This is a genomic window from Corynebacterium sp. KPL4035 (assembly GCF_037908325.1).
Classification (GTDB): domain Bacteria; phylum Actinomycetota; class Actinomycetes; order Mycobacteriales; family Mycobacteriaceae; genus Corynebacterium; species Corynebacterium kefirresidentii.
Map to the genome: position 1 here is coordinate 1 of NZ_JBBMGF010000014.1, position 14,146 is coordinate 14,146.

The window sequence follows — 14,146 nt, forward strand, 5'->3', positions numbered from 1 at the left end:
CCCTAGCCACACACCAAACACACTGGAACCACACCTGGGCACAATACCTCGCACTACAACAACAAAGAACAAAAAGAAGAGTGCCGGAGGGCAGAGAGTCTCGTTAAAGTGGACTAATAGCGTAGCGAGGAGGCTGCACACATGAGCTCATTGGCTGATATCGTCTTGCCATCTTTTCGGAGTCGGACCCGATCCTTTCTCGATGAGGATCGGGCAGCTAGGCGCGCGCTGAAGATGCAAGATGGAATTTGCGTGCTCGATTTTGCCGTAGAGGACTCATCGGAGGACTCAGCCGAAGTATTCTCGATTGTGCAAGAGGCGCTGGAGATTGCCGTCGGTGTGATCGCTAACGCGGATGACTCACTTGGCATGCTGAGTGAGGTGGTTGAAGAGCTCATTGAGCTGCACGCAAAGAGCGCACAGCGAGCGAAGCCTGATCCGCTCGTGCTGGCGGAATGGTTTATCGCTTTCCATGAGACCACTGAGGTTGATTATTTCGAGCTCGACCCCGTTGCTTATTCAAAGGTCCTCGGAGAAGATGGACTGGCTCGTGTCCGAGCTTGGGCGGAAAACGCAGATGCTTTCCGACGCAAGTATATGGAGAAGCGTTTTGCGGTTTTAGATCAGAACGTCGAAGCAATCGTCCGTACACACTTGGCTGAGGACGGCTACGTGGTCTTTTTCGAAGGGTTAGCTAGAGCCTTGGAAGAAATCGGTGAGTATGATGCCGCGTGGGAGTACGCGAAGCGTGGAACCGAATCTGGTTCAGACTGGCAAGCGCGGTCCTGCGGACAATACTGGGTGGATTTAGCGAGGAAATGGTATCCCGAGCGCGAGGAGGACGTCGCAAAGCAGGTGCTTAGTACGTGGCCATTCCTTGAAGCAGTGCTGTATCCAGAAAGGCTTTTGGAGCTCTAGAGAACCAGCAGGTCGAACTTAGTAGCCTTCACGTCGGAAAGGCGCTTGCGGGCGCGCTCGAGGCGCTGCCACTGGTCTTGGGGGATGGATTTGCGAGCGATGGTGACGGTCTCGGCGTCGGGGGTGCCCCAAGCGATGGGCATCGGGGTGATTTGCTGCCAGTGGTTGTTGTCCGCGCGGCCAGAAACAGCCGCAACGGGAACCTTGGTGCCTACGGTCCGTTGGGTGCCGGGGATGGCGGTCACAGTGCGCAGGCACGCAGCCCAGCGGGGAGGCAAGGAGGGATCCACGTTGGTATTAACCAATGCGAGCAAGACCATATCGCGCTCATTTACTTCGGCGATGACGGCCGGAGCAAGGGGATAGGAGTCATAGAGTTGCTGGGCGGTGCCAACTTTACGAGCGGCGGCAAAGCCGACGATGGCCACCATGATTCCGAATAGAATCATGCCCAGGCCGATAGTGATGCCCCAGGAAAATCCCCACCAGATGGCCGCGCCGCCGATGATGAGCAGGATGCCCAGCACGAGGCCGGAGAGGCGAAGGCGGTTGGAATCACGCAAGAGCTCATTATTGGCCTTGGCAAAGGACTCGTCTACGTCGAACTTGAAGATTTTCATTGTTCTAAGTCTAGTGCGTCGATAAGCCGGTAGGCATATCCCTGCTCGGCGAGGAAACGCTGGCGGTGCACGGCGTAGTCAGCATCGAGGCTATCGCGGGTGACCAGCGAATAAAAGAGCGCCTCTTCTTCCTTGGGGCGGAGTAGCCGGCCAAGGCGCTGAGCCTCTTCCTGGCGGGAACCGAAGGTGCCGGAGACCTGGATGGCTAGGGCGGCTTCGGGGAGATCGATGGAGAAATTGGCGACCTTGGACACCACCAGAACGGGAAGGCTGCCATCCCGGAATTGCTGGAAGAGGCGTTCGCGCTTAGCAGTGGAGGTGGAGCCATCGATTACGGGGGCGTCGAGATGCGCGCCAAGTTCTTTGAGCTGGTCGACGTAGCCGCCGATGATAAGCGCCTGCTGCGGGTGGCGGGCCAGGATTTTGTCGACCGCGCGTAGCTTGGCGGCAGCCTGGGCAGCGATGCGGTAGCGGTCGCGAGGTTGGGCGGTGGCATAGAGCATGCGCTCCTCGGCGTCCATGTCTACGCGGACCTCGATGCACTCGGCGGTGGCGATATAGCCGGCCATCTCGAGCTCTTTCCATGGGGCGTCGTAGCGCTTAGGTCCGATGAGGGAAAAGACGTCGCCCTCGCGGCCGTCCTCGCGCACGAGGGTGGCGGTGAGCCCTAGTCGACGCCGCGATTGGAGGTCCGAAGTCATGCGAAATACCGGCGCGGGAAGCAGGTGGACCTCGTCATAGATGATGAGGCCCCAATCGCGGGAGTCGAAGAGCTCGAGGGCGCGGTATTCGCCTTTGGTTTTGCGCGTGACTACCTGGTAGGTGGCAATGGTGATCGGCTTGATTTCCTTCTTTTCGCCGGAGTATTCGCCGATTTCATTTTCCGTCAACGTGGTGCGGCGCAGGAGCTCGTCGCGCCATTGGCGGCCGGCGACGGTATTGGTGACCAAGATGAGCGTGGTGGATTCTGCTTTGGCCATGGCCGCCGCACCGACGATGGTTTTGCCAGCACCGCAGGGAAGTACTACGACGCCGGAGCCGCCGGACCAGAAGGCCTCGGTGGCGTACTGCTGATAATCGCGCAGCTGCCAGCCGTCATGATTGAGGGCGATGGGGTGGGACTCGCCATCGACATAACCTGCGAGATCTGCTGCCGGCCAGCCTGCCTTGAGGAGGGCTTGCTTGAGGCGGCCGCGCTCAGAGGGCGGGACGGCGATGGAATGCTCGTCGATGCGAGCACCAAGGAGCTTTCCGGTTGCGCCACGGGAGAGTTCTTCCAGGATAGGTGGCTCTTCGGACTCGAGAATGAGGCCGTGCGCCGGGTGGGCGTGCAGGCGGACGCGGCCGTAGCGGGACATGGTCTCGGCGACGTCGATAAGCAGGGCTTGGGGGACCGGAAAACGCGAGTAGTTTTCTAGGACGTCGACGACCTGCTCGGCGTCGTGGCCGGCAGCGCGGGCATTCCACAGCGCGAGCGGCGTGATGCGGTAGGTGTGCACGTGCTCGGGGGCGCGCTCCAGCTCCGCAAAGGGAGCGAGCGCGGCGCGGGCCTCGGCGGCTTGGGCGTGATCCACCTCGAGCAAGACGGTCTTATCCGACTGCACAATTAATGGTCCATTCATGGCTCCAGCGTAACGGAGGTGATCCGGTGCAAGGGAAATCGGATAGTGGAGCCGTCGGATGCGCGGGCGTCGATTTGCCCACCCGCGACCGTCAGCGGGGTAACGGTGCGGTGCTTTTCGTTGCCGTTCTTATCCGCATAGCCAATGGTGATCGGCCGGGCAGTGCGTGCGGCTGCGTGGACTATATCGAGGCTGGGAGCGGAAGGCGCGGAGTCATCGCGCAGGTTGCGCATAGCTTTCGCAATGTCCGGGGAAGCGGTGGCTCGACGGGCGGTGGGGGTCGGTAGCGTTGCAGGTTCGGGTGCGACGGTGAGGCTCGCGCCGTTGTGGTCCTCGGCCGCGGGAGAAAGACCGTGATCGCGCAGCCGCTCCAGCAGGTCGTGTACCGGCAGTTGAGAAATAGCGACGGTGGGCGCGAGCAGTCGCAAAGGCGCGGCCTTGAGCGCGATCTGGAGGAGAGCTGGGTCCTCGCTGCGCAGGTAGGACAGTGCCGGGCCGGAGCGCAGGGTGCCATGGCGCTTGGCGACGTCCCCGATATGGAACTCCAGCGTCTGCGGCACCTCTCCATGTGCCGCGAAAAAGGCGTGGATTTCCTCCCCGGTCATCCCGCGATCAAGGCCGCGGCGCAAAGAAGCGTCCGAGATGCGGTAGACACTGGCCAAGCCGGGGGATTCAAGGTCCGCGACGGATTCGAGCCGTTGGTGTGTTTCTGGATCGAGCGGGCCAGGAACCAATACGGTCATATCTGCCTGGATTAAGAAATAGTCAACCGTATCTGGGGTCAGGCGGGCGGCGGCCTCGGGGCCCTCGATAAGCACGCTGGTGGGGCGCTCGAGGGCGATTGCGCCGATCCACTCGGCTTCCGCGCGGAGATCGGCGATGGTCTCGTCCGCGGTATGCGTGGCAAAGAGTGGGAAGTGGAAGCGGAGGGCTTCTTCGAAGGTGGGTTTCGCCCCGCGCAGATAGACCTGCAGGACTTTTTCCCTAAAACTTGGCAGGCGGTCATTGGTGTGCGCCAGTGTGCGGCCTTCGCTGGTCCACGTGGAGGTCGTCCATGACTCGAGTAGGAGCTGCCATTTTTCGGCGAGGTTCGCATCGAGCCAGGTTTGGGCGAGTTCTGTCGGGGCGAGGAAATTGCCCTCCATGTTTTTCGGCTCGCCGCGGCTTAGTAGGCGGGCGCTCATGCCCAGGCCGATGAGGCGGCGCAGCTCCTCCTCGCCAATGTTAAGGGACTTGCTCAAATTGGTGAGCTGGCGAACGCCGACGGTCTTGTCTTTGAGGAGTTCTATCGGCCGTGCGCCTAGGGAGTCAATGACACGCTGCATTCCGCGCACGACGGATAACCCGGCTGCAGTGCCAGCATCATCGGCCTTGGAATCAGGAGCGGGGGATTCGGTGATTCCCTCCACTGGGATAGGCGCGGTGGCTTTGCCGTTCAGCGCAAGGTGCACGGCGCGTGGCAGGCGGACGGTGGTTGAGTCAACGCGGTGGAGCAGCTGCTTGGCGATGAGCCGCGGGATAGGCCGCGTCGGATCCGCATCAACGGCTGCGTCCCGCGTGGTGCCGAGGCCATTGGACCGGGACAGGGTCTCGAGGACCTTGCGCTCTTCAGCTGGCAGTTCGGCGATGTCTTCCGGGCTTACTCGGATTTGTTCGAGGAGGGACCAGCCCGTAGGTAAGGCAGGCATGACCTCAGGCGGAATGAGGACGTTGCCGTACGCTAGTCCGCGCTCCTTGAGCTGGCGGGTGATCTCTGGATGCAGGTCTTCTACCTCCTCGAGCTCTCCACCACGGCGCGCGATGTCCTCGATTTCCGCGAGCAGCTCCGCAGAACAGTCCATAAGGGCTCGCGCGATAGAGGTGCGCAAAAGTAGCCGAGTGGCAAGAGCGGCGATACTTGGGGGTAGTGGATTGAGCACATCCGGTCGGTTGCGGAGGACTGTTGCCAGCTCTTCTTCGTCAAGGGAGGCAAGCCACGTGCGGAAATGCGGAAGATGGGAAGACTGAGTCATGATGACTTCCCAGTTTAGCTATCGATTGAGTTACGTTTTTGCGCAAGGTTTGAAATAATAGGGACTATGTCGAATGAAAAGAAGGGTCACGTTTCCCCGGCTTGGCCGAAGAACGAAAATCGCGAGCACGCAATCACGGAAATCTCTGCGCCTTTTGCCGGTGCATCCAGCCCCTACGGCGATGATCTGATTTTGCCGATGCCGGCAGAGAAGCTGAACTACGTTCACCCTTATACTCGCATCAACCGCTAAAGCACTCCCCCGCCTCGGTGCGGGGGAAGTTTTGTATCTAGCGTTCCCTCACGCAGAAAAGGCCCCTTGCATGAGCAAGGGGCCTTTCTTCGCTGTGTCTTAGCGGGTGATGTTCTCAATCATCTGCGCAATCGGGTCGATGACGTTGCGGTTGGCAGAGTAGAAGTTGTTGAAGTCGTGGCGGTTAGCTTTGTACAGCTCGGTGAACTGCGGAGGCAGAGCCAGGCCGTAGGAGTTAGCGGCGTTCTTGATGGTGTTGTACAGGGCATCAACGGCCAGTTCGTCGGACTTCTGGGCAGCAGCCTGCTTAACCGGAGCCGGTGCCTGGGTCGGAGCCTTAGGTGCAGCGGACGGAGCGGTGCGCTGGGTAGGAGCGGAGTTCAGGCCAAGGGAAGCGGAGCAAACCGGCCATGCGCCCCAGCCCTGGGAAGCAAGTACGCGCTCAGCAACAACGATCTGCTGCTCGCGGGAAGCCTGGTCAGCGGTAGCTGCGAACTCGCCGCCGCCATTAGCCTGCCAGGTCTGCTGGTTGAACTGCAGTCCGCCGTAGAAGCCGTTGCCGGTGTTGATGTGCCAGTTGCCGCCGGCCTCGCACTGTGCCAGGCGGTCCCAGTCGGAATCTGGGGCAGCAGATGCGGTTGGTGCCATGATGGCAGCAGCGGCGCCGAAGGCGACGGTGCCGGCGGTGAACTTAGCGGCCATACGGTTCTTAGCGGAGTGGCGTCCCATGTAGTTAGTCCTCTCTGTGTGCCCGCATTAAGTGCAAAGAATATGTACCAAAAAGAAAGGGCGGGCGAGGGCAACTTTCTTAACGGCTCTTAAATGTCTGGGGGACAGCGTAGCGGTTTATAACGAAAGTGTCACGTTATGGACACTAAATGGGAAAGGAATGGGGCGAATGTGGCGCGTGCGAGGACATTTGTGCAGGTGAATGGCAATATGTGATCTGTGGCACATGGCAGAGGTGTGTCGCGTTAGCGTGCGCGACTTCTGTTGTTTTGACCAGGCAGCTAAAATAAAGATTTTCCCCTAGAGAAGAGGTGGGTACCTATGCCTATTGGCAAAGTGAAGTGGTATGACGCCGAGAAAGGTTTCGGTTTCGTCAGCAACCCGGGCGATGAAGACGTCTATGTCGGCCGCAACGTGTTGCCTAAGGGAGTAGAGGAACTGTTCCCAGGCCAGCGCATCGATTTCGATTTCGCGGCTGGGCGCCGCGGCCCGCAGGCGCTGCGCGTCAAGGTACTGGATAAGCCGCGTCGTCGCACGCCGGCCCGCAAGCCCGAGGAACTCGGCAGCATGGTCTCTGATGTGATGACTTTGCTGGAGTCACAGATTCAGCCGGTGCTCAATTCCGGCCGCTACCCGGAGCGCAAGACCGGCCGCCAGGTAGCAGAAATCCTTCGCGCAATTGCGAAGGATTTGGATAGCTAGTTAGAAGCCTTCGTGGATTCCTCCGCGGAGGCTTCTCGTTCTTTATCGGTCATCGTGGTGAGCGACCACACGGTGGCCAAGGGGGTTTCGTCACCATTGTCATCGGTGCCGATCATCATGGAGGAAATCTCTACCACCTTGAGGCGGGGGCGCTTGCCGGTGGAGGCCTTGATGGGCTCTACGGAGCCGGGGATTGATACCTCAGTAGTCTCGTTCGCGCCGTGTGCGGTTTCATCATTGGCGGCGGGGTCATCGTAGATGGAAAGAATCTTCCACTCGTGATCAGAAATCTCTTCGGGGATATCCAACTTGAGGGTGTCGTCTTCTCCCACGGTGAGGTTCGGGACCTCGCCCTCCGGGCAATCGGCGCCGGGCTCGCACGCGATATAGGGGCTGACCTCGAGGGAATTATCGCCCACGGTGGCGGTCACCTTGATGTCGCGCGGATCTGGGCCCGGACGTTGGTTCCACCAGTTCTGGAAGATCACTACGGCGGCGACGATGACTGCCACGACCACGATGAGGGCCAAGATCTGCAGCAGCGACTTTTTCCTTGCTTCCTTACGGGTTGCCATGGGCCTTTACCTTACTCGAACGTGGAAGAGTTCTTTCCACCGCTTGCCGGTAAGCCAGAACTCATCGTCTTTGATGTGCGCGATGCCGTTGAGAACGTCATCGGGGTCGGTATAGCGGGATTTATCTATGGCGTCGGTGGAAATGACGGCGGTCACGCGGCCGGTGGAAGGATCGATGCGGTAGATATTGTCATCCATCCACACATTGGCATAGACGGAATCGCCCACGCACTCCAGCTCATTAATGTCCTCGAGGGGTTTTCCTTCCAGGCTGACGTCGGTGGTCGAGCGCTCCGCAAAAGTTTCCGGATCCATATGCCGCAGGGTAGCGGAGCCATCGGACATGAGAAGATCCTCGCCGTTATTACACAGCCCCCACCCTTCACCGGTGTAGGCGGCGGTATCGACCTGGCGCAGGTCCTGGTCGTATTTCAGGGCCTGGCCGGACTTCCAGGTTAGCTGCCAGATGGAATCCCCGGCCTGGGTGATGCCCTCGCCAAAGTAACGGCTATCCAGGCGCGTTTCGGATACGGTTTCGCCGGTTTCGGGGGAGAAGCGTTCCAGGCGGGATTCGCCCCATTGGCCGGTGCCAAGGAGCAGATTGCCGTCCGGATCGGTTTCGAGGCCTTGAGTAAAGGAATTGGCCGGCAGGGAAGCGGTGCCTAAGACCTCCACGGAGAGGTGCTCAACTTCGGGTTCTGCAGGGGTAGATGAACAGGCAACGAGGGTGCAGGGCAAGAGAATGCAGGCGGCGCGGGAAAGAAACGACATGCACCATATGTACCACCGTGTACGCCCCATAATGAATAATGAGGGGCGTGAGTAAGCGAAAAGCAAATCCGTTGATCGATTCCCGCGCCGTGCGCATTGCGCGCGAGGCGCTGGATGAGGTGGGGGAAGGGGGCGTCGGCAAGCATATCGGCGTCGCTGGGATGGGCCGAAACGTTGCTACCCACCGATTTGAAGCAGAGATGCCTGGCTACCCCGGCTGGGAATGGCAGGCGGTGCTCGCCTGTGCGGAGGGATCGCGCTACGTCACCGTCAATGAAGTGGCGCTGGTGCCGGGCGGGGAGGCTCTGCAGCCGCCGGAATGGGTGCCCTATGAGGATCGCGTGCGGCCGGGCGACCTTGGGCCGGGTGATTTGATGCCACCGGCCGTAGATGATTCCCGCCTGGACGGCGACAAACTTTCCAAGTCCGGCTTGGACGACGCCAAGAAGCGCTGGCGCACCGAGCGTGGCCCGAATACGGATATGGCGGCCAAGGCGCGCCTGCAATGCCGCACCTGTGCGTTTTATGTAGAGCTGATGGAAAACTACGGCGTCTGTGCCAATGAGTATTCCGCGGACGGACGGGTAGTGCACTCGCGTTATGGTTGTGGCGCGCATTCGCAGACACGGGTGCGGGAAGAAAAGAACCCCGAAGTTGCCTTCGATGATGAAAAACCCATCTTCCAGGATTTTGATTTCGAGGATTAAGGCAGCACACTTATGGCGTAAGACTCGCTGTACGTGAAAGGCGCAGGCGTTGAAAGCCACTCTCGATCGCTACTTCCATATCTCTGAACGTGGTTCCTCCATTGGAACCGAGCTACGCGCGGGAACGGTCTCGTTCTTCGCCATGGCCTATATCATTCTCTTGAATCCGCTGATCCTCGGCACCACCGAGGACGCAGATGGCTACGCGCTGGGCGTGCCGCAGGTTGCTGCCGCCACCGCGCTGGTCGCGGGCGTAATGTCTATCCTCTTCGGCGCGATTGCCAAATACCCCTTCGCCATGGCCGCCGGCCTGGGCATGAATACCTTCGTGGGCGTGAGCATGGTCGCCACCAGCGGGCTGACCTGGCAAGAATCGATGGGCCTGGTGGTTATCGAGGGCATCATCATCGTTCTGCTGGCCAATTCCGGTTTCCGCACCGCCGTCTTCGACGCCATCCCGCAGTCCATGAAGGCGGCGATGGGCGTAGGCATCGGCATGTTCATCGCCATGATCGGCCTTGTGGACGGTGGTTTTGTTACCCGCGTGCCGGACGCTGCGCATACCACCGTGCCGGTGGGCTTGGGCATTAATGGATCGATTTCCACTTGGCCGGCGCTGGTCTTTGTCATCGGCCTTATTATCTGTTCCTTCATGGTCATCCGGAACGTGCCGGGCGGGCTTTTTATCGCCATCGTGCTCACCACCATCATCGCTTTTATCGTGCAGGCATTTACCGGCTCCGAGGATTGGGGCATGGCCGCGCCCGTCAAACCAGAAGCGCTCGGTGGGATTCCGGACCTATCCATTGTGGGCGATGTGAACCTGGTAGGCGCCTTTACCAAGATCGGCGTGGTTTCCACCGTCTTGCTCATTTTTACCCTGCTGCTTACCAACTTCTTTGATGCGATGGGCACCATGACCGGCCTAGGCAAGCAAGGCAAGCTTGTCGACGCCGACGGCAACCTCCCCGATATGAAAAAGGCCCTCGTCGTAGAGGGCTTTGGCGCAGTGGCCGGTGGCTTAGGCTCTGCTTCTTCCAATACCGTCTTCGCGGATTCCTCCGCCGGCATTGCCGATGGTGCCCGCACCGGCCTGGCCAACCTGATGACCGGCCTGTTGTTCCTCGCCGCGATGTTTTTGACCCCGCTTTATGAGATCGTGCCTATCGAGGCCGCCTCCCCAGTGCTGGTCATCGTCGGCGTGATGATGGCCGCGCAGCTGACCGAGATCCGCTGGACCAAGATGGAAATCGCCATTCCGGCCTTCCTGACCATCGTGACCATGCCCTTTACCTATTCCATTGCCAACGGTATTGGCGTGGGCTTTATCTCCTTCGCGCTCATGTCCACCTTTGCCGGTAAAGCCAAGGAGGTGCACTGGATCATGTGGCTCTTGGCCGGCCTCTTCGTGATTTTCTTTGGCATGGATCCGATTTCCAATGCTATCGGCTAGCCTAAAGGCATGCTGATTACTGACCCCGCAGACCCTCGCCTGGACGATATTCGGAACCTCAACAAATCCGATAAATCCGGCGAGGGTCTCGTCATTGCAGAGGGCCCGCTGGTGGTCTCCCGGCTGGCCGAATCCCGGTTCCCCATGCGTTGCTTGGTGGGCTTTCCTAAGAAGCTGGAAGCATACGTTTCCGAGTATGGCGAGCCTGAGTGCCCCATCTACGAGGTCTCCCGCGAGACCCTCGCAGAGGTAGCGGGCTTTGATATGCACCGCGGGCTTGTCGCCGCCGCGGACCGCGCCCCAGAGCCGGATCTGGGAGAGATTTTGAAGACCGCGAAAACCATCGCAGTGCTGGAGGGCGTGGGCGATCACGAGAATATTGGCGCAATCTTCCGCCACGCCGCCGGCATGGGGGTGGAAGCGGTGCTGCTCGGCTCAGGGGCCGCAGATCCGCTCTATCGACGCTCGGTGCGCGTATCCATGGGGCACGTGCTGCGCTTGCCCTTTGCCCATTTGGAAGGCGGGTTCACCACGTGGCAGCGTTCCTTGCAGGCGCTTGCCGACGCCTCCTTCACCCTCATTTCCTTAACCCCCAACCCCCACGCGGTGCATTTGGCCGAGGCCATGCATGGCTTGGATAAGGTGGCCATGCTCGTCGGTGCGGAAGGCCCTGGCCTTACCGAACACGCAATGAAGGCCACCGACGTGCGCGCACGCATACCGATGGCCCCTGGTACGGATTCCCTCAATGTGGCGACGGCCGCCGCCATTTCCTTTTATGAACGCCAGCGCTCCTTGAGCGACCTAAACGTCTGAGCGCCCCAATTGCCGATGAGGGAGCCCAGATGCTTCGCAGTGGAGATGATCTCCTCGCCAGTGGATTCCGGCTCGGCGCTGTGGTCCTCGTAATCGTCATAATCGTTCAGACCCAGCTTATTGGCCGACTGCGCAGCTAGCTCGCCCACGGTCCGCTTCGGCTTCGGCGGGTCGATCTTCGGCTCTGGGCGGCCGTCAACCGCGTAGCCTACGACGTCCAGATCCGGGCCATCGTGTCCTACCTCGATGCCGAGCCAGTACTCCTGGGCCGCCTCCATGATGCCCTGCGGCTCGAAGGGCAGGGAAATGCCACCGATCGGTTCGTACTTTTCTCCTGCCCAGTAGGGCGCCTCGAAAGGCTCTGGCAGGCCGGTGTCTTCATAAAGGTGCTCGCGCGTAGCGCACAGGCAGCGCTTGAGCTGGCCGCCTTCCCACAGGGCGAAGCCGGCATAGCCTTCCTTTTCATTACTCGCCAGCGCAATGACGCGCTGGGCGGGGACCGCATTGAGTAGGGTTTCCGGCAGCTGAGAGAGGAGGACGGAGTCACCTTGGCACACCGTCTGTACCACGGTGATGCCGGGGTAGCCGCCGATGTAGTACTCATGTGGATCCGTCTGCGCGGAGCGGTTAAGCGGGAATTGCCCAATCGGGGTGACCGGGAAGGTTGGGTCTAATTGGGCGAGGAATTTTCGCCCAAAGCCGCGATCCGCCTTGGGCTCGGTCTTTAGCACCTCTTCTGCGTTGGGCTTAGAGATGTACCAGAGAGTGAGTACTGCGTGAGAGATGTCCACGATTAGTCCCTAGGGCGCTTGGTATTGGAGCGAACGCCGAGGAGTACGTCCTCCCAATGCGGAGTGACGGCCTTGCGGCGGCGCTTGGCGGGCTTTTCTTCCGGGGAGGGGTTCTGTAGGAACTCCTCTTCCTCGGGCTCTTCCGGCGGGGTGGTTGGCGCAGTGAGGTCAGTGACGTTGCTGGGCTGATCGCCGTCGATAGCTTCGTCGTAGCGGCCACTGCCCAACGAGGTCAGCGAGCGCACCGGCTGTACGAAGTCCGGGTCCGTTAGGTCTGCGGCCACCGAGTTGCGGGCCTCCACCGTGGCGGGCGAGGACATGGACTGCTTGAAGTACCACTCGGCTTCGTTCTCGGACAGGCCGGCCTTCCACGTCACGCGCACGATCCAGGCCTCGCCCTGGTGGCGGTAGGCGTCCCAGGTGGACTCGGACAGTGAGTGTCCGCGAGCGGCAAAGGCGGTAGCAAGAACCTCCCACAGGGTGAGCTTGGCTGGGCCGTCCTCGCGTACCGGGTGAGCCTGCTTGGCAATCTCCGCGATGCGGTTGCGCTCCAGCATGACCGGGTAGGCGAAGGGTTCAATGCGGGACTCGGGCACGCCCATTTCTTCCGCCACTTCCGCCGCGGAGGCACCGGCGCGGATACGGTTTTGAATCTCCGCCGGGCGAATCTTTGCCTCTTCAACCGGCTCCGGTTTGGCGGGCTTGGCAAGGCTGATGGCGGGAGCCGCCGGCTCTTCTTCCGGGGTTTCCTGCTGCTCACCCTGCAGGACCTCGCGCAGTTCATCGGTGATGGAGAGGAAAAACTCTTCGCCGTCTTCGGTGCGCAGCACCAAAGAGGTTTCAGTCGATTCGCTGTCAACTGGGAACAGCTCGCGCATAATAGGGCGCTCCTTTTGCCTATCGACGGCGGACAATTCTGTGATGCATTCAACTATAACGTGAAAAGCCCCACGGCCTGCGAGGCGGCGGGGCATGTTGAGTGAGTGATGCGTTACTTTGCATCCAAGACGTAGTCAATGCACTGGGTGAGCTTAGCGATATCCTCCGGATCAATGGCGGGGAACATGCCGATGCGCAGTTGGTTGCGGCCCAGCTTGCGGTACGGTTCCACGTCCACGATGCCGTTGGCGCGCAGGGTGGCGGCGAGCGCTGCGGCATCGACGGAGGCTGCAAAGTCGATAGTGCCCACCACGAGCGAACGAGAAGCAGGATGTGCGACGAATGGAGTGGCCTCCGGGCGAGATTCGGCCCAGCGATACAGGGTGGTAGAGGATTGCGTGGTGCGCTTTACCATGTCGTCCAAGCCTCCGTTCTCATTCATCCACTGGATTTGGTTATCCAGCATGAGCAGGGTGGCAATCGCCGGGGTGTTATAAGTCTGGTTCTTGCGCGAGTTATCCACTGCTGTTTGAAGGTTGAGGAAGTTAGGGATATAGCGCTCAGAGGCGTTGATCCTTTCAATCCGCTCTAGGGCGGCGGGGGACATGGCGGCTAGCCACAGGCCGCCGTCAGAGGCAAAGCATTTCTGCGGCGAGAAGTAGTAGACGTCCGTGTCGGCGATATTTACGGGCAGGCCGCCTGCACCAGAGGTGGCGTCTACAACCACTAATTGTTGGTCGTTGCGCGGGTGTGGGCGGGTGACCTCTGCCATCGCACCGGTGGAGGTTTCATTATGCGCCCAAGCAACCACGTCCGCCTCCGCGGAGAGATCGCCTACGTCGGGCACGGTGCCCGCGGGAGCCTCCACGATGGACGGGGCATCAAGCCAAGGGGCACCCGCGGCAGACTTTGCAAACTTAGTGGAAAACTCGCCAAAGGTAAGGTGCGCGGAGTGGCGTTCAATGAGTCCGAAAGTGGCGGCATCCCAGAAAGCGGTGGCGCCGCCCACAGAGAGGACAATTTCGTAGCCTTCTGGCAACGAGAAGAGAGTGCTTAATCCTTCCCGTACCGAACCTACGAGGTTTTTGACCGCAGGCTTGCGATGGGAGGTGCCCATAACCTCGGGGTCTATGGCCGCAAGTTGGTCGGGACGAATCTTGGAGGGGCCGCAACCAAAGCGGCCGTCGGCAGGCAGGAGATGGGCGGGCAGCGAAAGTTCTGGAGTGCTCATGAGTGTCAGTGTAGGACAGTTCCGGTCGAACGGCAGTTATTTTAGTCGACCGAAACTTGTAGGCGGCG

The 14,146-nt window shown here is 60.3% G+C and carries 15 protein-coding genes; 6 read left to right on the plus strand and 9 right to left on the minus strand.

Annotated elements, in window-relative coordinates; translation table 11 throughout:
* The first annotated feature begins 234 nt into the window (after positions 1-234).
* Positions 235-918: a hypothetical protein gene (locus WMP96_RS10505; protein ID WP_340433353.1), complete on the plus strand. Its 684-nt coding sequence runs from the start codon at positions 235-237 to the stop codon at positions 916-918.
* Here WMP96_RS10505 and WMP96_RS10510 read toward each other — a convergent pair.
* Genes WMP96_RS10510 through WMP96_RS10520 form a run of 3 tightly spaced genes read right to left on the minus strand, consistent with a single transcriptional unit; the run spans position 915 to position 5,172 of the window.
* Entirely contained in the window at positions 915-1,538 is a 624-nt protein-coding gene (locus tag WMP96_RS10510; RefSeq protein WP_023022023.1) for a DUF3239 domain-containing protein, read from the minus strand. The two genes, WMP96_RS10505 and WMP96_RS10510, sit on opposite strands and share 4 nt — an antisense overlap.
* A complete protein-coding gene (locus tag WMP96_RS10515; protein WP_301716747.1) occupies positions 1,535-3,160 on the minus strand; it encodes a DNA repair helicase XPB in 1,626 nt (541 codons plus the stop codon). The genes WMP96_RS10510 and WMP96_RS10515 overlap by 4 nt, the downstream gene beginning before the upstream one ends.
* Positions 3,157-5,172 (minus strand): helicase-associated domain-containing protein, encoded by a 2,016-nt coding sequence (locus WMP96_RS10520; RefSeq protein ID WP_301716746.1) that lies wholly within the window; start codon positions 5,170-5,172, stop codon positions 3,157-3,159. Before WMP96_RS10520 ends, WMP96_RS10515 begins: the two co-directional genes overlap by 4 nt.
* Positions 5,173-5,238: 66 nt before the next feature.
* Between WMP96_RS10520 and WMP96_RS10525 the strand changes: the two genes are divergently transcribed.
* Positions 5,239-5,424, plus strand: coding sequence for a hypothetical protein (locus tag WMP96_RS10525; protein WP_023022020.1), 186 nt, complete (start codon positions 5,239-5,241; stop codon positions 5,422-5,424).
* 99 nt (positions 5,425-5,523) lie between these two features.
* Here the strand turns inward: WMP96_RS10525 and WMP96_RS10530 are convergent, their stop codons facing one another.
* The gene (locus WMP96_RS10530; protein ID WP_340433359.1) at positions 5,524-6,153 is read right to left on the minus strand and encodes a resuscitation-promoting factor Rpf1 domain-containing protein; all 630 of its coding nucleotides are present in this window, start codon (positions 6,151-6,153) and stop codon (positions 5,524-5,526) included.
* A gap of 321 nt (positions 6,154-6,474) precedes the next feature.
* Between WMP96_RS10530 and WMP96_RS10535 the strand changes: the two genes are divergently transcribed.
* Complete coding sequence (locus WMP96_RS10535) at positions 6,475-6,855, plus strand: cold-shock protein (RefSeq protein WP_005323875.1); 381 nt, start codon at positions 6,475-6,477, stop codon at positions 6,853-6,855.
* On the opposite strand, the gene WMP96_RS10540 is transcribed toward WMP96_RS10535, so the two are convergent.
* Positions 6,852-7,430 (minus strand): DUF2771 domain-containing protein, encoded by a 579-nt coding sequence (locus WMP96_RS10540; RefSeq protein WP_301716745.1) that lies wholly within the window; start codon positions 7,428-7,430, stop codon positions 6,852-6,854. The two genes, WMP96_RS10535 and WMP96_RS10540, sit on opposite strands and share 4 nt — an antisense overlap.
* Positions 7,431-7,436: 6 nt before the next feature.
* Entirely contained in the window at positions 7,437-8,201 is a 765-nt protein-coding gene (locus WMP96_RS10545; RefSeq protein WP_340433362.1) for a glutaminyl-peptide cyclotransferase, read from the minus strand.
* 38 nt (positions 8,202-8,239) lie between these two features.
* On the opposite strand from WMP96_RS10545, the gene WMP96_RS10550 reads away from it, so the two are divergent.
* Genes WMP96_RS10550 through WMP96_RS10560 form a run of 3 tightly spaced genes read left to right on the plus strand, consistent with a single transcriptional unit; the run spans position 8,240 to position 11,177 of the window.
* A complete protein-coding gene (locus WMP96_RS10550; protein WP_086588971.1) occupies positions 8,240-8,908 on the plus strand; it encodes a DUF3027 domain-containing protein in 669 nt (222 codons plus the stop codon).
* A gap of 49 nt (positions 8,909-8,957) precedes the next feature.
* Positions 8,958-10,361, plus strand: a complete 1,404-nt coding sequence (locus tag WMP96_RS10555) for an NCS2 family permease (protein WP_301716743.1) — start codon at positions 8,958-8,960, stop codon at positions 10,359-10,361.
* 9 nt (positions 10,362-10,370) lie between these two features.
* A complete protein-coding gene (locus WMP96_RS10560) occupies positions 10,371-11,177 on the plus strand; it encodes a TrmH family RNA methyltransferase (RefSeq protein WP_301716742.1) in 807 nt (268 codons plus the stop codon).
* Here WMP96_RS10560 and WMP96_RS10565 read toward each other — a convergent pair.
* The 3 genes from WMP96_RS10565 to serC form a co-directional block, all read right to left on the minus strand.
* Entirely contained in the window at positions 11,138-11,968 is an 831-nt protein-coding gene (locus tag WMP96_RS10565) for a DUF6928 family protein (RefSeq protein WP_301716741.1), read from the minus strand. The two genes, WMP96_RS10560 and WMP96_RS10565, sit on opposite strands and share 40 nt — an antisense overlap.
* A gap of 2 nt (positions 11,969-11,970) precedes the next feature.
* The gene (sepH, locus tag WMP96_RS10570; protein WP_023022012.1) at positions 11,971-12,846 is read right to left on the minus strand and encodes a septation protein SepH; all 876 of its coding nucleotides are present in this window, start codon (positions 12,844-12,846) and stop codon (positions 11,971-11,973) included.
* Between the two features lie 113 nt (positions 12,847-12,959).
* The gene (gene serC / locus WMP96_RS10575; RefSeq protein ID WP_301716740.1) at positions 12,960-14,078 is read right to left on the minus strand and encodes a phosphoserine transaminase; all 1,119 of its coding nucleotides are present in this window, start codon (positions 14,076-14,078) and stop codon (positions 12,960-12,962) included.
* Between the last annotated feature and the right edge of the window lie 68 nt (positions 14,079-14,146).